At 64.6% G+C, this 19091-nt stretch carries 15 protein-coding genes; all 15 read left to right on the plus strand.

Features of this window, described 5'->3' with window-relative positions; translation table 11 throughout:
* The coding region (locus tag P4L93_08970; GenBank protein ID MDR3687071.1) for an isocitrate/isopropylmalate family dehydrogenase at window positions 1-524 on the plus strand (524 nt) is incomplete at its 5' end.
* Window positions 525-543: 19 nt separating this feature from the next.
* Window positions 544-1743: a hypothetical protein gene (locus P4L93_08975; protein MDR3687072.1), complete on the plus strand. Its 1200-nt coding sequence runs from the start codon at window positions 544-546 to the stop codon at window positions 1741-1743.
* A gap of 102 nt (window positions 1744-1845) precedes the next feature.
* A complete protein-coding gene (locus P4L93_08980; GenBank protein MDR3687073.1) occupies window positions 1846-2247 on the plus strand; it encodes a DUF302 domain-containing protein in 402 nt (133 codons plus the stop codon).
* 536 nt (window positions 2248-2783) lie between these two features.
* Complete coding sequence (gene ilvD, locus P4L93_08985) at window positions 2784-4448, plus strand: dihydroxy-acid dehydratase (GenBank protein MDR3687074.1); 1665 nt, start codon at window positions 2784-2786, stop codon at window positions 4446-4448.
* On the plus strand, window positions 4445-6199 hold the full coding sequence (gene ilvB / locus P4L93_08990) for a biosynthetic-type acetolactate synthase large subunit (protein MDR3687075.1): 1755 nt from the start codon (window positions 4445-4447) through the stop codon (window positions 6197-6199). The genes ilvD and ilvB overlap by 4 nt, the downstream gene beginning before the upstream one ends.
* Window positions 6200-6202: 3 nt before the next feature.
* Window positions 6203-6688: an acetolactate synthase small subunit gene (gene ilvN / locus P4L93_08995; GenBank protein ID MDR3687076.1), complete on the plus strand. Its 486-nt coding sequence runs from the start codon at window positions 6203-6205 to the stop codon at window positions 6686-6688.
* Between the two features lie 92 nt (window positions 6689-6780).
* Window positions 6781-7779, plus strand: a complete 999-nt coding sequence (gene ilvC / locus P4L93_09000) for a ketol-acid reductoisomerase (protein MDR3687077.1) — start codon at window positions 6781-6783, stop codon at window positions 7777-7779.
* 118 nt (window positions 7780-7897) lie between these two features.
* Window positions 7898-9043 (plus strand): alanine--glyoxylate aminotransferase family protein, encoded by a 1146-nt coding sequence (locus tag P4L93_09005; protein MDR3687078.1) that lies wholly within the window; start codon window positions 7898-7900, stop codon window positions 9041-9043.
* 7 nt (window positions 9044-9050) lie between these two features.
* Window positions 9051-10631, plus strand: coding sequence for a phosphoglycerate dehydrogenase (serA, locus tag P4L93_09010; protein ID MDR3687079.1), 1581 nt, complete (start codon window positions 9051-9053; stop codon window positions 10629-10631).
* Between the two features lie 157 nt (window positions 10632-10788).
* Window positions 10789-12336, plus strand: a complete 1548-nt coding sequence (locus P4L93_09015) for a 2-isopropylmalate synthase (GenBank protein ID MDR3687080.1) — start codon at window positions 10789-10791, stop codon at window positions 12334-12336.
* Between the two features lie 250 nt (window positions 12337-12586).
* Window positions 12587-14542, plus strand: a complete 1956-nt coding sequence (locus tag P4L93_09020; protein ID MDR3687081.1) for an O-antigen ligase family protein — start codon at window positions 12587-12589, stop codon at window positions 14540-14542.
* Between the two features lie 44 nt (window positions 14543-14586).
* Window positions 14587-15855, plus strand: coding sequence for a 3-isopropylmalate dehydratase large subunit (gene leuC / locus P4L93_09025; GenBank protein MDR3687082.1), 1269 nt, complete (start codon window positions 14587-14589; stop codon window positions 15853-15855).
* A 15-nt stretch (window positions 15856-15870) separates the two neighbouring features.
* Entirely contained in the window at window positions 15871-16362 is a 492-nt protein-coding gene (locus P4L93_09030; protein MDR3687083.1) for a 3-isopropylmalate dehydratase small subunit, read from the plus strand.
* A gap of 237 nt (window positions 16363-16599) precedes the next feature.
* Window positions 16600-17373, plus strand: a complete 774-nt coding sequence (locus P4L93_09035) for a tetratricopeptide repeat protein (protein MDR3687084.1) — start codon at window positions 16600-16602, stop codon at window positions 17371-17373.
* Window positions 17370-18638: an NHL repeat-containing protein gene (locus P4L93_09040; GenBank protein ID MDR3687085.1), complete on the plus strand. Its 1269-nt coding sequence runs from the start codon at window positions 17370-17372 to the stop codon at window positions 18636-18638. The genes P4L93_09035 and P4L93_09040 overlap by 4 nt, the downstream gene beginning before the upstream one ends.
* Window positions 18639-19091: the final 453 nt, after the last annotated feature.

A 19091-nucleotide genomic window follows, 5' to 3' on the forward strand; every position in this document is an offset into this window, starting at 1 on the left:
CCGTCCACAAGGCCAACATCCTGAAGTACTCCGACGGCCTGTACCTCGAAGTCGCTCGCAGGGTCGCTGCCGAGTACGAGGGTCGCATCGAGTTCGAGGACAAGATCGTCGACATGACCTGCATGGGCCTGGTGCTCTACCCCGAGAACTTCGACGTTGTCGTGCTCCCCAACCTCTACGGGGACATCGTGAGCGACCTCGCCGCCGGGCTCATCGGCGGTCTGGGCATCGCTCCGGGCGCCAACATCGGTGCCGACGCGGCCGTTTTCGAGCCGGGGCACGGCTCGGCGCCCAAGTACGCTGGCAAGGACATGGCCAACCCCACCGCCGAGATCCTCACGTCGGTTCTCATGCTGCAGCACCTCGGCGAGCGCGAGGCCGCCGAGAAGATCCTCGCCGGCGTCAAGCAGGTTCTTGCCGAGGGCAAGAGCGTGACGTACGACATCAAGCGGACCAACACCGGGAGCACCGACGGAGCCGTGGGAACGCAGGCCTACGCCGACGCCATCATCGCAACCTTCTAGTCGCAAACGAGGTCGACCCGTGACCACCCCCAGCCTCGACGAGGTCACCAGCCAGCGAAACCGCACCATGCTCATCGCAGGTGTGCTCGCGATTGTTGTGGTGCTTATCGGGGCGGGGGTGGCGCTCGCGATTCTCGCTCACCGGCCCGCGCCGGTGCGTCCGCACATGACCCCCGCACAGGAGACCAGCGCGTCTCCTCAGCCGTCGCTGCTCACGTCGTCATCGCTCGGCGCGACCAGCTCGGTCGTGTCGACGAGCACGTCGAGCACCACTACCGCCACTTCGACTGCGACGACATCGACCGCGGGTCGGGTGGTCCGCTCGGGCCAGATCGCCTATCGGCTGGGCGGGCAGATATGGGTATCCGCCGAGGACGGGACGGGTGCCAAGGCGGTCTATGCATCGGCCGCAGGCGCCTACGCGCTATCTCCAGATGGCAAGACCTTGGTCGTCGCCCCGAGCTCGTCGACGTGCGTGCTGGTGGACACTACGAGCCTGACGCAGGTGCCTATCAGTGGCCCGATCGACCTGCCCGTGTGGTCGCCGGACTCCTCGTGGCTGGCCTACACCGCGCGAACGAGCACCGGAGGCTACGAGGTCCGGCGCATCAACCGCGACGGCAGCGGCGATGCGCGGGTGCTCTCGGGGGCCGCTCGGCCACAGATCGCCCCTGATGGCCAGCGGATCGCGGTCAACCAGTCCATCGACCCCACGTCGACGGACATCCTCAGGGTCTTCGACAACGGCTACAACGGTTCGAAGGTGGTGCGGCCAGTAGCCAACGGCGCGGGCGCGCAGACCTTCGCGTGGGCCGCCAGCGACGTCTTGTACTTCACCAAGGACCGAATCGGCACTGCAGATGGTTGGCTCGGCGTCACCGACAAGGGGATCACGAAGAGTTCGGTGATCGCGACGCTCCCTGTCGCCGATCCCCCAGTGAGCCCGGGCGATCTGTACCCGAGCCCCGACGGTTCCAAGGTGCTCTTGTCGATGACCGGCGACGACGGACACTCGCGTCTCTACATCGCCGATGCATCGGCCAAGAAGATCACGCCGCTGTCCTCGCTCTACGACGAGTATCCCGTCGGTTGGCTGCTCGATGGGACCGCCGTGCTCTTCATCCGAGGCAACGCCATCCAAGGCGAAACCACAGCGCTTTACAGGATGCGTCCCGACAACACCGGGCGCGTCCAGCTCGTGCCCAAGGCGGGACTCTAGGGGCGCTGTCCGGCTGGCATGCACGCGAACAATACCCCCGTCGGTATTCCGCGAGCTCGCTGGGTAGCATCTCTGTGTGACCCTTGGCCCAGGAGGCTCCCCATGCAGATCGATTTCACCCGCCCGACTGACAAGAGCTTCGCCGAAGCGGTCCAGGCCGTCGTCGACGCGGCCGCGCTTCACAGCTTCCGCGTCTCGTTCGTCCACGACGTGGCCAAGACGCTGCAAGAGCGCGGATTCGAGCGCGAACCGCTCACGATCGTCGAGATGTGCAACGCGAAGTTCGCGAGCGAGGTGCTCGCCGAGGACGTGCTGATCGGTCTGATGCTGCCGTGCCCGGTCATGGTCTACGAGCAGGACGGCGACGTGCTTATCTCCACGATGCGCCCCACCGTGATCGACGCGTTTTTCCCAGAGGCCGAGATCACGCATGTCGCTCGAGAGGTCGAGGCGAAGATCTTTGCAATCGTCGAAGAAGCCGCTGGCGTGCCTGGAGCGGCGTAGCTCTGCTCGTGTTACTTCCATGTTGCTCTCGGGTTACTGCGGTTGCCTCGGCAAGTGGGGTTGCGCTAGTATCCGAACCCAATCGAACAACGCACTAGGCGTTGACGGGGAAAGTAGAGGCTAATCCTCGCTTCAGAGAGTCGGGCATAGGTGGAAGCCCGGCGCAGGACGCTTCGAATCTCGCCCCTGAGCCATCCGGTAGAACGGCCGCACAGCTACGCGCGAACGACCTTCGCTAAGCTGTCGGGACAAGTAGGCCGGGTCGGTGGCATCCGTTACCTGCCGTACGAGTGGGCGTCCGCTTCGCAGCTGCAACAAGCTGCCGAGAGTTACGGGCGCCAAGCGGGGTGGTACCGCGGAAGCTGTTGCTTTCGTCCCGGCACGGGGCGTTGCGCTGCGCTTGCCGCGGTTTCTTGTCTCGTGACCCCGCTTCACTACGTAGCCCGCCGACGGTTCTTCGGCGTGTTTTCGCATCTCGTGCGGCTCCGCGTACCGGCAGCCTCCGCGCCCGCAGTGGGAAGGGCAGGGAGATGCAGCTGAAGAGCGACCGCATGAAGGGTGGGCTGTCAAAGGCCCCGCACCGCAGCCTCCTGAAGGCCGACGGCCTGACCAACGAGGAGATCAACCGGCCGCTCGTGGCCGTCATCGGCTCCCAGAACGACATCATTCCCGGGCACCTGATGCTCGACAAGATCGCCGATGCGGTCAAAGCCGGCATCTATATGGCCGGCGGGACCCCGATGCAGATCTCGACCATCGGCGTGTGCGACGGCATCGCGATGAACCACGTTGGCATGCGCTACTCGCTGGTCAGCCGAGAGGTCATCGCCGACTCGGTCGAGATCGCGGTGGCCGCGCACGCATTCGACGCGGTGGTGCTGATCCCCAACTGCGACAAGGTCATTCCCGGCATGCTCATGGCCGCCGCGCGCCTCGACCTGCCGACCGTGGTCATCTCCGGCGGTCCGATGATGGCTGGCCGAGGCCCCAGGGGCGAGGCCGTCGATCTGGACACCGTCTTCACGGCGGTGGGCAAGGTCACCGGCGGGACGATGAGCGAGGAAGACCTGCTCATCCTCGAGGACAACGCGTGCCCCACCTGCGGCTCGTGTGCCGGACTGTTCACCGCCAACTCGATGAACTGTCTGGTCGAGGCGATCGGCATGGGACTGCCTGGCAACGGCACGATCCCCGCCGTCTACTCCGAGCGCATCCGTTTGGCCAAGCACGCAGGCATGCGCGTCATGGAGCTGCTCGAAGAGGGAGTCACCGCTCGGCAGATCATGACCGCCGACGCCATCAAGAACGCGATGACGCTGGACATGGCGTTCGGCGGAAGCTCCAACACGGTGCTGCATCTCACCGCCATCGCGCATGAGGCCGAGGCCGACATCACACTCGACGACTGGGCTGCCGTGAGCGCCCGCACTCCCAACCTCGTACGCATCAGCCCCGCGAGTGAGCTGCACATGGAGGACCTCTACCATGTCGGCGGCATCCCCACGATCATGCGCGAGCTCGACAGTCTGGGCCTGCTCGCTCGCAACGCGATGACCGTCAACGGCCAGACCGCCGGCGAGATTGCTCAGACGGCTCGCCCGGCAGATGGGCGCGTCGTGCACACCACGACCGACCCGTACTACGCCGAGGGTGGCTTGCGCGTGCTGCGCGGCAACATCGCCCCGGACGGCGCAGTGGTCAAGCAATCCGCTGTGCCCAAAGAGATGCGCAAGCTGACTGGCCCGGCCAGAGTCTTCGACTCCGAGGAGACCGCCGTGACGGCTATTCTCGGCGGGAGCGTGGTTCAGGGCGACATCGTCGTTATCCGCTACGAGGGTCCTAAGGGCGGGCCGGGCATGCGCGAGATGCTCACGCCGACCTCGGCGATTGCCGGCATGCCATCGCTTGCCAAGAGCGTCGCGCTCATCACCGACGGCCGCTTCTCCGGCGCCACCAAGGGTCCGGCCGTCGGCCACGTGTCGCCCGAGGCAGCCGCTGGTGGCCCGATCGCGCTGATCGCCGAGGGCGACGCCATCACTGTCGACATCGACGCCGCGACGCTCACGTTGCACGTTGACGATGCCGAACTCGACCGCCGACGCGCCGCATGGACGGCTCCGGCGGCGCGTGTCACCCGTGGTGCGCTTGCGCGCTACGCAAAGTTGGTCTCGAGTGCAGACAAGGGGGCGGTGCTCTCATGAGCGAACGCATGACCGGTGCAGAAGCGCTGGTGAGATCCCTGGAGCTCGAGGGCGTCGACGTGCTGTTCGGATACCCGGGCGGCGTGGTGCTTCCGATCTTCGACGCGCTCTACGACTCCAAGCAGATCCGAACGATCCTACCGCGCCACGAGCAGGGTGCCGTACACGCGGCGGACGGCTTCGCGCGAGCGACCGGCCGCTGCGGCGTGGCGCTCGTCACGAGCGGCCCGGGCGCGACCAACACGGTCACGGGGCTGGCCAACGCGTACATGGACTCGATTCCGATGGTAGTGATCACGGGGCAGGTCGCATCGACGGTCATCGGCACCGACGCGTTCCAGGAGTCCGACATCACCGGCATCACGATTCCGATCACCAAGCACAACTACCTGATCAAGGACGTCGACGACGTTCCACAGGTGCTGCGCGAGGCGTTTCACATCGCAACGACCGGCCGTCCGGGCCCCGTGCTCGTCGACATCCCGGCAGACATCAACAAGCACGAGCTGGACTACGAGTGGCCGGAGACGGTGAATCTGCCCGGCTACAAGCCCACCACCAAGGGGCACAGTCGGCAGATCAAGCAGGCGGCGAGCTACATCGCCCGCGCGAGGCGCCCGCTGCTCTACGCCGGCGGCGGCGTGCTGTCGTCGGGGGCCGCTAGGGAGCTCAAGGAGCTCGCCGAGCTCATGCAGCTTCCCGTGGTCACGACGCTGATGGGCAAGGGTGCGTTTCCTGAGGACCACCACCTGTTCATCGGCATGCCAGGCATGCACGGCGCCAAGTACACCAACTACACAATCACCGAGACCGACCTCTTGATCGCCGTTGGCGTGCGCTTCGACGACCGCGTGACCGGCAAGCTCTCGGCGTTTGCGAGCAAGGCCAAGGTCATCCACGTCGACATCGACCCCGCCGAGATCGGCAAGAACAAGGCCGTCGACGTGCCCATCGTGGGCGACGCCAAGCCAGTCCTCGCCGGTCTGGTCGCCGAGCTGCGCAAGACCGGCGCCGAGCCCAAGACCGAGGCGTGGATGCACGCGATCGACGACTGGCGCAAGCAGTTTCCGCTGCACTTTGGCGCGTCTGACGAGGTCATCTTGCCGGAGTTTGCGGTTCAGACCATCGAGCGCATCACGGCCGGGAGCAAGCGCATCATCTGTACCGAGGTGGGGCAGAACCAGATGTGGGCCTGCCAGTACACACGCATCACCGAGCCGCGCACGTGGGTCTCGTCCGGGGGCCTGGGCACGATGGGCTTCGGCCTGCCGGCCGCGATGGGCGCCAAGCTTGGAATGCCGGATCACCTCGTCATCGATATCGCCGGCGACGGCTCTATCCAGATGAACAGCCAAGAGATGGCGACCTGCAAGATCAACGACATCCCCGTCAAGGTGGTCGTGCTGAACAACGGCTACTTGGGCATGGTCCGTCAGTGGCAGGAGCTGTTCTACGGCGAGCGCTACTCGGCGTCCGTGCTCGACCAGGACTGCCCGGACTTCGTGAAGCTCGCCGAGGCGTACGGATGGCTGGGTCTGCGCGTGAGCGATCCAGCCGACCTGGAGGCCACGCTGAAGCAGGCGTTCGAGTACGAGGGGCCCGCACTGGTCGATGTGCGCGTCTCGCGTCTCGAGTGCGTCTTCCCGATGGTCGCACCCGGCGGCTCGATCGACGAGATGTTGGGCGGCGTGCCGGGATGCCCGGTCTCCGAGATGCTCGACGACGACATGCTTGAGGAGGTGTGGGAGTAGATGATGCACCACACACTATCGGTGCTGGTCGAGAACAAGCCTGGCGTGCTCACGCGCGTCACGTCGCTGTTCGCTCGGCGAGGCTTCAACATCGACTCGCTTGCGGTGGGTCCCACCGAGGACCCCAGGCTTTCGCGCATCACGATCGTGGTGAGCGCCGAGGACACGCCGCTCGAGCAGATCACCAAGCAGCTGCACAAGCTCATCAACGTGATCAAGATCCAAGACCTCGACCCCGCCGAGTCTATCGACCGCGAACTGGTGCTGTTCAAGGTCAACGCGGCCTCCGAGAAGCGCCACGAGATCATCGAGATCGCCAACGTCTTTCGCGCCAAAGTCATCGACGTCGGCCGCAACTCGCTGACGATCGAGGCGACCGGCTCGCCGGACAAGATCCAAGCGATGGAGGACCTCTTCCGCGCCTACGGCATCAAGGAGCTCGCGCGCACTGGCAAGATCGCGCTGTCACGCGGCTCTCGCGAGAGTTAACACCCCCAACACACGCACTGCGCACGGCACGGGTAGGACCCAAGGCACGACACGAATCCGCTTGAGCACCACCACGAGGGAAGGCGAATAGAATGGCGACGATCTACTACGAGAAGGATTGCGACAAGTCCATCATCCTGGGCAAGAAGGTCGCGATCATCGGCTACGGCAGTCAGGGTCATGCACACGCACTGAACCTGCACGACTCGGGTGTCGACGTCCGCGTCGGCCTTCGTCCCGGCTCCAAGAGCATCGACAAGGCCAAGGAAGCCGGCCTGAAGGTACTGACGCCTCGCGAAGCGGCCGCCGAGGCCGACCTCGTCATGATCCTGGCGCCCGACGAGCTGCAGTCGCATATCTACTACAGCGAGATCCACGAGTCGATGACGGCGGGCAAGGCGCTGGCCTTCGCGCACGGCTTCAACATCCGCTTCGATGCGATCGTGGCACCTGAAGATGTCGACGTCATCATGATTGCCCCCAAGGGCCCGGGCCACATGGTCCGTCGCGTCTACACCGAGGGTTCGGGCGTCCCGAACGTCATCGCCGTTCACCAGGACGCCACCGGCACGGCCATGGAGCTCGCGAAGTCCTACGCATGGGGCATCGGCGGGTCGCGTGCCGGCGTCATCGAGACCACGTTTGCCGAGGAGACCGAGACCGATCTCTTTGGCGAGCAGGTCGTGTTGTGCGGCGGCCTGACCCACCTGATCCAGGCCGGTTTCGACACGCTGGTCGAGGCTGGCTACCAGCCCGAGATCGCCTACTTCGAGTGCCTACACGAGGTCAAGCTCATCGTCGACCTGATGTTTGAGGGCGGCATGGCCAAGATGCGCGACTCGATCAGCAACACCGCCGAGTACGGCGACTACTACACGGGCCCCAAGATCATCACCGACGACACGCGCGAGGCGATGGCCGAGGCGCTGTGGAACATCCAGAACGGCGGCTTTGCTCGCGACTGGATTCTCGAGAACAAGGCCGGTCAGCCGTGGTTCAAGTCGATGCGCCGCATCCACGCGGACGCCTACGTCGAAGAAGTCGGCGCTGAGCTGCGAAGCATGTTTAGCTGGATCAAGAAGGACGCTTAGGGACGCGGGCGCAGCCCGCGCCGCTCAGCGTCTCGCCAAATTGAGCAGACGCCTTCGGCGCAGCTCATTTGGCGAACGCGGGAATGCCGGATGCCTGGACTACTTAGGGAGTACTACGATGCAGAAGAAGTACCTGATGACCCCGGGGCCGACCCCGGTACCGGCCGAGGTCATGCTCAAGATGGCCGCGCCGATCATTCACCACCGCACGCCCGATTTCTCGGCGGCGTTCGCCGAGGCCATCACCAACCTGAAGTACGTCTTCCAGACCGAGGCCGACGTACTGCTCTTTGCGTGCTCCGGTACCGGCGTCATGGAGTCCGCGATCGTGAACTGCTTCTCGGCCGGTGACACCGTCATCGTGTGTCGCAACGGCAAGTTCGGCGATCGCCAGAAGAAGATCGCCGAGGTCTACGGCCTGAACGTGGTCGACCTGCAGTACGGCTGGACCGAGGTCGTGCGTCCCGCTGATGTGGCCGCCGCCCTAGCCGAGCATCCCGAGGCGCGCGGCGTGATCGTCACGCAGTCCGAGACCTCGACCGGAGTGCTCAACGACGTCGAGGCTATCGGCAAGATCGTCGGCCCGATGGAAGAGGTCGTGCTCATCGTCGACTCGATCACCGGCATCGGTGCTGTCGAGTGCAAGACCGACGAGTGGGGCCTGGACGTCGTGATGACCGGCTCGCAGAAGGGTCTCATGCTCCCGCCGGGCCTGGCTGCCTGCACGGTCTCCAAGAAGGCATGGAAGGCGTACGAGAGAAGCACCCTGCCGAAGTTCTACTTCGACTGGATGAGCTATCAGAAGAACGTCGCCAAGGACACGACGCCGTTCACGCCTGCGGTCACGTTGGTTCTCGGCCTCAATGAGTCGCTCAAGATGATTCGCGAAGAGGGCCTGGACAACGTCATCAAGCGTCACTCTAAGCTCGCCGAGGCCACCCGCAAAGGTGCCGAGGCACTCGGCATGAAGCTCTTCGCGCCGGCCGAGGGCCGCGGAAGCGCCGTCACGCCGGTCTGGGTGCCTGAGGGCATCGACGGCAAGAAGATCGTCAGCGTCATGAAGAACAAGTACGGCGTCACCATCGCCGGGGGTCAGGACGACTACGTGGGCAAGATCATCCGCATCGGTCACCTCGGCTACTTTGGCGAGTTTGACATCATCACCACGCTCGCGGCGCTCGAGATGACGCTCGCCGAGTTGGGTTACGAGTTCACGCGTGGCGCCGGAGTCACCGCCGCCGAGACCGTCTTCATGGAAGGGTAGGGGCAGCATGAAGGTACTGGTTGCCGAGCAGATCGCCGCAAGCGGCATCGAGCTCCTCAAGGAAAAGTTCGAGGTCGACGTCAAAACCGATCTGACGCCCGAAGAACTCGTCGCCGAGATCGGCGCCTACGATGCGCTCATCGTGCGTTCGGCCACGCGTGCAACGCGCGAGGTCGTTGAAGCGGGCAAGAACCTCAAGATCATCGGCCGGGCGGGCGTGGGCGTGGACAACGTCGATGTCGATGCTGCCACCGAGCGCGGCGTCATCGTGTGCAACGCGCCGACGTCTAACATCATCTCGGCCGCCGAGCAGACGCTCGCGCTCATGCTCGCGGTCGCACGCAAGACGCCGCAGGCCAACGCGAGCATGCACCAGGGCAAGTGGGAGCGCTCCAAGTTCACTGGCGCCGAGCTCTACGAGAAGACTCTGGCCGTGGTCGGTCTCGGCCGCATTGGCTCGCTGGTCGCCGAGCGCGCCCGCGGCTTCGGGATGAAGCTCGTCGGCTACGACCCGTATACCTCCGAGGAGCGCGCCGCCAAGATGGGCGTCACCCTCTTCGACTCCGTCGACGAGATGTTGCCGCTGGCCGACTTCATCACAGTTCACCTGCCCAAGACCAAGGACACCATCGGCATGTTCGGCGCCGAGCAGTTCGCGAAGATGAAGGACGGCGTGCGCGTGGTCAACACGGCGCGCGGCGGCATCTACCAGATTCCGGCGCTTGCCGACGCCATTCGCAGCGGTAAGGTGGCCGGAGCCGGTATCGACGTCTTCGAGGTCGAGCCGTGCACTGACTCGCCGCTCATCGAGTTCGACAACGTAGTGCTCACGCCGCACTTGGGTGCCAGCACCGCCGAGGCGCAGGACCGCGCCGGCGAGCAGATCGCCGAGTTCGTCGCGCTGGGCCTTGAAGGCCGGATGGTCCCCACGGCGGTCAACGTAGCACCGGTGTCGCAGGAGGTCATGGAGAAGGTCGGCCCCTACATCGACCTGGCGCAGGACCTCGGTACCGTGCTCGCGCAGCTCGCGCGCGGCGGCGTAGAAGAGCTCGACGTGCTCACCATCGGTGCGCTGGCCGACGACGACACGCGTATCGTGCGCACGGCTGCGATCAAGGGCCTGCTCACCCGCGCGAGCGACGAGGGCGTCAACTTCGTCAACGCGGAGTACCTCGCCGAGCAGCGCGGCATCGCCATCACCGAGACCAAGCGCGCCGAGACGCACGACTACGTCTCGATGCTGGTCCTGCGCTCGGCCACACCGCACGGCCCCGTTGAGATCGGCGCCGCGCTCATCGGCAAAGGTGACGAGCCGCGGGTCGTGTCGCTGTACGGATACGACCTGGACATGTCGCTCTCCAAGCACATGGCGTTCTTCGTCTACCCCGACCGCCCGGGCATGATCGGCAAGGTCGGCACGATCCTTGGCGACGCGGGCATCAACATCGCGGCCATGCAGGTCGGCCGCAAGGAAGCTGGCGGGCAGGCGCTCATGGCGCTCAACGTCGACGCAACGCTCTCGGTCGAGCTGCTCGAGGAGATCACCGCCAAGGCGGGCATGAACGACGCTTGGTACGTCGAGATCTAGGTGACATCACGTGGCTGAGTACGTGACATCGATCGAAGAATGCGCTCGTCGGGTACGCCTGACGACGGGTGTGCGACTTAGCGGGCCGACAGCCTCACGGTGAGGCTGTCGGCGCGCCGGGTCCTGACACGCCACTCGTTTTGAGACGGAGCACCCCATGAGCGAGAAAGTACGCATCTTCGATACGACCCTGCGCGACGGCGAGCAGTCGCCGGGCGCGTCCATGAACACCGAAGAGAAGCTCGAGATCGCGCGCCAGCTGGTGCGCCTCGGCGTCGACGTGATCGAGGCCGGCTTCCCGGTCTCGAGTCCCGGCGACTTCGAGAGCGTTCAGCGTATCGGCACCGAGGTCGGTGACGCAGCAATCGTGTGTGGACTCACGCGCGCGGTCACCAAAGACATCGACGTTGCTGCCGCCGCGCTGGCTACTGCCAAGCGCCCGCGCATCCACACCGGCATCGGCGTGAGCGAGAGCCACCTGCAGGACAAGCTGCGCATCTCGGGCGAGGAAGCCATCGAGCGCGCGGTAGCCGCGGTCAAGTATGCGCGGAACCTCGTCGACGACGTCGAGTTCTACGCCGAGGACGCTGGCCGAGCCGTACCGGAGTTCCTCTACCGCATGATCGAGGCCGTTGTCGCCGCAGGTGCGACCACCGTCAACATCCCCGACACCACCGGCTATACGCTGCCTGCCGAGTTTGGGCGACTGATCGCAGGTTTGGGCGACCACGTGGCTGGCATCGAGAACGTCATCATCTCCGTGCACTGCCACAACGACCTGGGCATGGCGACCGCCAACGCGCTGGCCGGAGTCGCCGCCGGTGCGCGGCAGGTCGAGTGCACGATCAACGGCTTGGGCGAGCGCGCCGGCAACACCGCGATGGAGGAGGTCGTCATGGCCATCCGCCAGCGCGGCGACCTGATCGGCGGCGTGCACACGGATATCAACACGCGCGAGCTGATTCGTACGTCTCGGCTGGTGTCGAGCATCACCGGAATCTTGGTGCAGCCCAACAAGTCGATCGTCGGCGCCAACGCGTTCGCTCACAGCAGCGGCATCCATCAGGACGGCGTGCTCAAGGAGCGCTCCACCTACGAGATCATCGACCCGGCCGACGTCGGCGCGGGTGGCTCGGCGATCGTGCTGACCGCGCGCAGCGGGCGTCACGCTCTCAAGCACCGGCTCGAGGAGCTGGGCTACACGCTGCCCGACGATGAGTTCGAGCGCGTACACACCGCCTTCCTGGCTCTGGCCGACAAGAAGAAGGAAGTGTTCGACGAGGACCTCGAGGCGCTGGTGGGGGAGAGCGAGCGCACCGTCAACGAGGTCTACCACCTCGAGCAGATCCACTTCACGAGCGGCGAGCCCGGCATTCCGACGGCGACGGTCGAGTTGATTCGAGCTGCAGACGGCGAGCACCTCATCGACTCGAGCCACGGCACTGGCCCGGTCGACGCGGTGTACAAGGCGATCAATCGCATCGTCGACGTCCCCAACGAACTGTCCGAGTTCAGCGTGCAGGCCGTCACCCGCGGCATCGACGCCTTGGGCGAGGTTACGATCCGCGTCACGAGCCCTGACGGCCGGGTATTCACGGGCCGCGGAGCGCATTCAGATATCATCGTCGCATCCGCCAAGGCGTACACCAACGCGCTGAACCGCCTGCTGTTGGCCACCGTCCGCTCGGTTGAAGAGGAGCTCTGATCCCTCGCACGTCCGCTAGCTTCGAGGCGAATCGGCGCGGGCCTGCGCCCGTGGCCGCACCCAGCGAAGCGGACAAAGCGGGGTGTCTGGTCCGGGTACATCGCCAGCAGGTCCGCTGCGGGCCGACCGGCGGTCGTTTCGGGAATCCGCCCGGGGTTTCCGAGCGGCGCGCGATTCGCTTTGGGAGCATGTCTGCGTCAGCGTGCCTGCGATCGTCGGAGTCTGTCGGGATGAGAAGGAGTTTGTCAGAGTGACCCGCCCGAGCAGCAAACGTGTGGCAACCGCGGGGCCGATTCCGGCCACCCACGACCTCGCGTACCGAGCGGGCAGGGGTCTGTTCATCGCTGCGATTGTCCTGACGCCGCTCGTCTTAGGCCTTCTGCCCGCCCAGTTTGGCGCTGTCGCCGCATACCGCGCGTTCGACCCCGTCGACCTGCCCAAGATTGCCGCGTTGCTCGTCTTGGTGGGGGCGTCCTTCGCGGCGTGGTGCGTAAGCGTGGTCCGAGGAGCCGCTCAGCCGTTCTGGCATCGCGCATTGTGGGGAATCTTCGGGCTTATTGCGTGGGCGAGCGTCTCAACCGTGTTCTCCGCGAGTCGCGCGCTTTCGGTATGGGGCGTCTACGATAGCAACGAAGGCCTCGTGGCCATGTTCGCTTTCGGCGTCGTCGCATTCCTGTGCGTCCAGTACGCGCGATCGATGCGTGACCTGCAAGTTCTGCTGGCCGCCGTTGTGTCGGCCGGGGTGCTGGTTGCCCTGTACGCCGCCGCGCAGTTCTTTGGGGTCGACCCGCTGCAATGGGCGGGCGAACTCGGGCGCGCCTTTTCTACGTTCGGCAACGCAGACGTGCTCGGCACCTACCTCGTGTTTCCGTTCGGGTGCGCGCTTGCACTCGCGCTCAGCGCGGCCGACCGCCGAGGTCGGGTCTTGGCGTGGATCGCGGCTGCCGTCATCGCGTTTGCGCTCTACGCGACTGGTACTCGCGGCGCGTGGCTCGGCGCTCTTGCGACAATCGGCTGCGTTGCGGTGCTCTCGTGGAGCGGTTGGGCCGCGATGCGGCCCGCGCGTCGTGCCGCTCTGGTCGCGGGCGTCGTTGCGCTGCTGGGCGTCGTCGTCACGGCCGTGGTGTTCACTCGTCCGCGGTCGGCGACGAGTTCCCCCAACATGGCGGTGCTGCTATCCGACCTGAGCAACGGTCGAACCGCAATTTGGTCCACGGCCTGGCGTGCTTTCGCTGCTCGCCCGATCACGGGCTGGGGACCCGATGCTTTCGAGCGGGCGTTTCAGTTCGCGGTGCGTGCCGACTGGTTCTCGGTGACGCAGGGCATCGAGGTCCCGCACAACGCCCATAGTCTCCTCGTTCAGACGCTCGTTACGCTCGGCCTGCCGGGCCTGCTCATCCTCGTCGGCACGCTTGGCTATGTTTGGGTGAGCGGCTACCGCTCGATTCCTACCAAGTCCGGACCGGCGCGCGGCGTTCAACTTGGCCTATGGGCAACCTTCGTTGGGGCCGTCGTGGCGCTCTCTGTAGCCGTGACGCTTGGTGCGGTCACGGTCTGGCTGTGGCTTGTTTTGGGTCTGCTCGTCGCGTCGTCGGCCACTGCAGCATCTGTGCGAGTACCCAAGCCCGTGGTCGCCGCCGGTGTTGTGCTTGGCGTTGGCGTCGCGATTTGGAGCTCCACGTGGCTCGTCGCTGACGTGCAGGTCGGCTACGGGATGAACCTTGCTCCTGGTCCCGAGCAGATCGCCACGCTTGCAGCGGCGTCGCGACTGAACCCGCTCGTGATCAACTACCGCTGGATCGCTGCCGAGTCGTACGTGTCGTCCGCACTCGCCGCGCAGAAGGCGGGTGCGACACCTTCGCAGGTCGACTCCATGATCGCCCAGTCATTCCCCGCGTATGAGGATGCTCTCGCGGCCGATACCACGAACGCCCTCGTGCGTACGGCATACGCCAATGTGCTCGTCGGCTATGCCGCCCGGCACCCAGAGACCAACGCTGCACAGCGTGCAGTCGCCGTCGCAGGGGAGGCGGTGGCGCTCGCACCCTACAACCCTGCAACGCTTGCGGCCCTCGCGCGAGCGTATCGAGTATCCGGGCAGCTCGCCAAGGCCGAGGAAACTGCCCGACTTGCCCGTTCCATCGCCCCCGAATACTCTAGTCAGACGCTCGGCACGCTTGGGCAGGGTGCCCAACCGACGCCCTAGCCACTGGCAAGTACGTTTGCGTACGACGAAGCGAAAGGTTCTCCATGACCCGCCCAATGACCATCACCGAGAAGATCCTCGCCGCGCATTCCGGTCTACCTGAGGTTGAGCCTGGGCAGTTGATCAACTGCAAGCTCGACATCGTGCTGGCCAACGACGTGACGGCGCCCATCTCCATCAAGGAGTTCGCCAAGATCGGCGTGCCCAAGGTGTTCGACCCGACCAAGATCGCCCTGGTCCCCGATCACTACACGCCCAACAAGGACATCAAGTCCGCCGAGCAGGCCAAGATGGTGCGCGACTTCGCGCACGCCCAGGGCATCACGCACTACTACGAGATCGGCTGCATGGGCGTCGAGCACGCACTCCTGCCCGAGCAAGGCGTGGTCGGTCCCGGCGACGTGATCATCGGCGCCGACTCGCACACGTGCACCTACGGAGCGCTCGGGGCATTCGCCACAGGGGTCGGCTCCACCGATGCTGCGGCGGGCATGGCTACGGGCGAGGCCTGGTTCAAGGTGCCGGCGAGTATCAAGTTCAACTTGACCGGTAGACTTGCGCCATGGGTGGGCGGCAAGGACATCATCCTGCACATCATCGGCATGATCGGCGTCGATGGAGCGCTCTACCAGGCGATGGAGTTCACCGGCGAGACGATCGAGGCACTCGGCATCGAGGACCGGATGACCATCTGCAACATGGCGATCGAGGCCGGTGGCAAGAGCGGCATCATCGCAGTCGACGACGTCACGCGTGCCTATATAGAGGGACGATTCGAGCGCCCGTCGGTCGAGTACTTCAGTGACCCGGATGTCGAGTACGCCGAGGTGTTCGAGATCGACGCCTCGGCCATCGTTCCCACGGTCGCGTTCCCGCATCTGCCGAGCAACACCCGTCCTGCCGCCGACAGCCGCGACATCTGGGTCGATCAAGTCGTTATCGGGAGCTGTACGAACGGGCGCATCGAAGACTTGCGAATCGCCGCCAGTGTTCTGAAGGGCCGCAAGGTCCATGAGGGCGTTCGGCTGATCGTCATTCCCGCGACGCAGGAGATCTACAGGCAGGCGATGCACGAGGGGCTTTTCGATGTCTTCCTGGATGCCAACGCTGCGGTCTCGACGCCTACGTGCGGTCCGTGCCTGGGTGGGCACATGGGAATCCTGGCCGCCGGGGAGCGCGCGTTCGCGACGACAAACCGCAACTTCGTCGGCCGGATGGGGGACCCCACGAGCGAGGTATACCTCGGGTCGCCCGCAATCGCCGCCGCAACCGCCGTGGCGGGGCACATCGCCCTGCCGGACGACCTGGGTTAGGGAGCAGACGCAACCATGAAGTTCACTGGAACCGCACACCGCTACGGCCGCGACATCGACACCGACGTGATCATCCCGGCCCGCTATCTGAACACATCCGACCCCGCTGAGCTCGGCAAACACTGCATGGAAGACCTCGACGCCGAGTTCGTGGACAACGTGCGTCCGGGCGACATTCTTGTCGCCGACGAGAACTTCGGCTGCGGATCGAGCCGCGAGCACGCGCCGATCTCGATCAAGGCCGCCGGAGTGTCGGTCATCATAGCGAAGAGTTTCGCGCGCATCTTCTATCGCAACGCGATCAACACCGGTCTGCCCATCATGGAGGCACCGGATGCCGTCGACGGCATCCGGAACGGCGACAAGGTCATCGTGGACGCCGACACCGGAACGATCACCAACGAGACGACGGGTGCGGTGTTCACAGCACAGCCGTTTCCCCCGTTCATCAAGGACATTATCGAGACCGGCGGGCTCGTCGAGTCGATCAAGTCGAAGCGCGGCTGATTGGCGGCGACTCGGGCGGATGTTGCTGCATGGTTTATTTGTGAGTATCGCGAAAGTGCATTCACGCGCCTTCGCCCACCATGTAGTATGCCGTTCGCAAGCCGTGCCCATATTTCCTAAGGATTCTTTACCGATGGCCGTGCTTGGCGTGTGGTTTGCACCGCATGGTCGTTGTTGTTAGGGTTCATTGCGTTTGCGCCACAGCGCGAGCGTTCAGCAATGAGTATGGAGGATTTCATGCAGGAATCGGGGCCCACATCGCCCGCCGCCAAGCAGCCAAATGCAGCCCGTCCCGGGCGTAACCCCGATCCGGTCGTCCGTTGGCTCACGCTTGCGATCGCGGGCGTAGTCATTCTCTGGCTCGTCGGGATTCTGTCCGCGATGATGTTTGGACTGCTCTCGCCGGCCAACGCGCCGCGTACGTCTGCCGAGCGCGACCTCAGGGTCCTCGCCGCGGAGACCCAGAGCGGCAAGGCCACGACTCAGACGTACGCGCAGTACGTCAGCACGCTCATAAGTGCGGGCGAGCTGAACAAGGCGCAGCAGGCCCTCGACGAGGCGTTGGCGACGGCCAAGACGGACAGGTCGTTCCTCTACGCACAGCAGGCGGACCTCGCTCTGGCGCGCAAGGACTATCAGGGAACGGTTACCGCGGCCAACACGGCCATGGCCGAGGCAGAGAAAGAACTGAAGGCCTTCATGGCCAACAACGTGAAGAACAATCGTGCTCCGACGGCCGGCGCGACAGTGCCCACGTCCTTTGCGGATGCGGCGCTCGCCAAGGCCCAGGCACTCTACGCGTCAAAGGATTACAAGGGCGCGATCGCAGCGTTCGACGTCTACTTGAAGCAGTCGCCGACCGATTCGGACATCCTCGTCGAGCGTGCGCAGATCAAGCTGCTCGTCGGCGACAAGGCGGGTGCAGCCGCGGACTACCGCGCAGCGCTCAAGTACATTCCTGACTACCAGCCTGCGCTGGATGGACTGAAGCAGATCGGAGCGGCTAAATGAGCGAGACCGCGACCCAAAACGACGACCAGCAGGCTTGGCGAGAGGCTGACCGTCGGCGCATCCAGCGCACGAGGCGCACCCTCGTCGCTGTGCTCGTGGTCCTAGTCATTCTTCTGTTGATCGCCAGCTACGCGCTCGTGCAGATCTTCCAGCCCCCGGGTCGGATCGCCACGACCCAAGAGGCCCAGGGAGTCACGTGGGTTCGGTCTATCTACGGTTGGGGCAACGGCCCGGACCAGCAGTTCTGGGGTCCTCAGGGTACGGCGATCGGTCCTGATGGCACTATCTGGGCGACCACTCAGGGGCAGAACCGCGTCGTAGGATTCAACCCTGACGGATCGTTCAATGCCATGTTGTACCAAGGGCCTGCAGGCGACCCGAAGTATCCAAACGCATTCACGTTCCCGGTTGCTGTGGCCGTCGATCCGGCTGGCCTGATCTACATTGCCGACCAGCCGAGAAGCACGGTGTGGGTCGTCACCCGCGACAACAAGATCGTGCGCAGCATCTTCGTACCCACGCCGTCGTCCCTTGCGGTGACCAACAACCGCCTGGTCGTGGGCTCGGCGTCTGGGTTCGTGATCATGACTCCGAGCGGACAGGTCGTCAAAGTCCTCGGTACGCAGGGAAAGGGCATCGATCAGTTCCAAGGCGTCCGTGGCGTGGCCATCGGCAACGACGGCACGATCTACGTGGTCGACCAGTACAACAACCGCGTCAGCGCTTACGACACCAACGGTAAGCGCAAGTGGATCGTCAACACGGGCAGTCCTGGCAACAAGAAGCAGGTAAGCGCGAGCACTGTCGCTACCACCTCCGGTCAGCCTGCGAACATGCAGATACCGGCGGGTCTCACCATCGATGGCGCAGGGCGCCTGGTTATCGCCGACCCGTTCGGCTTCGACCTTACGGTCCTAAGCTCGAAGGACGGCAGGCTCATCGCGAAGTACGGTGCTCCTGGAACCATCGACGGTCAGTTCGTCTACCCGAGTTCAGTTGCGTACGACTCGTTCCGCGACTGGTTCGTGGTGGCCGATACCCAGAACGCACGTCTGCAGATCATCCGAATCCCGAACTCCGGCGGATCTGCCGGCGCCTCCGTCAGCCGAGCCCTTTCCGGTCCGCTACGCGCATGCATCATTCCGCTACTGCTCATCATCCTTGCGATCATCGCCGGGATTATCTACCGCATCGTGAAACGGCGCAGGAAGAAGCGCGCTTTGACGGCTGCCACGCCCAGTGCCGAGCAGCCCGATGAGGAGTAGCCGATAGGGCGCATTCGGCCATGTTTTGTGCTTGACCGTCGCCTTAACAAAGCGTAATCTTCGTGATGGACTTTGTTGAGAACATGGCCGAGCGACCCCTTCATCTGGCCTAATAATTGCTTACGTACGTGTGAAGATTGTGTGTGGATTGAGCGAGTTGATCGCCACGTGAGAACCGATAGGTTCCAAGACGGGGCTTTGAACTGAAATCCATCTCGGAGAGGAGGTGCTTTCATGAATGAGATGACCAACAACAAGGAAACTATTCTAGGAGGATCTGTGAAGAAGACTCTGCTCGTCGCGGCTCTCGTGGCGATGCTCGTGTTCGCCTTCTCCGGCGCTGCCTTCGCCGCAGGAATCAACCACTCCGGCCAGCAGCGCCTCGGTGCTGCCGCCACGGCTCCGGCCAACGGCTACAACCAGGACGGCTCTCCCAACCTCGCCATCCCGGGC

The organism is Coriobacteriia bacterium, from assembly GCA_031292615.1.
In the GTDB taxonomy this organism is placed as follows: domain Bacteria; phylum Actinomycetota; class Coriobacteriia; order Anaerosomatales; family JAAXUF01; genus JARLGT01.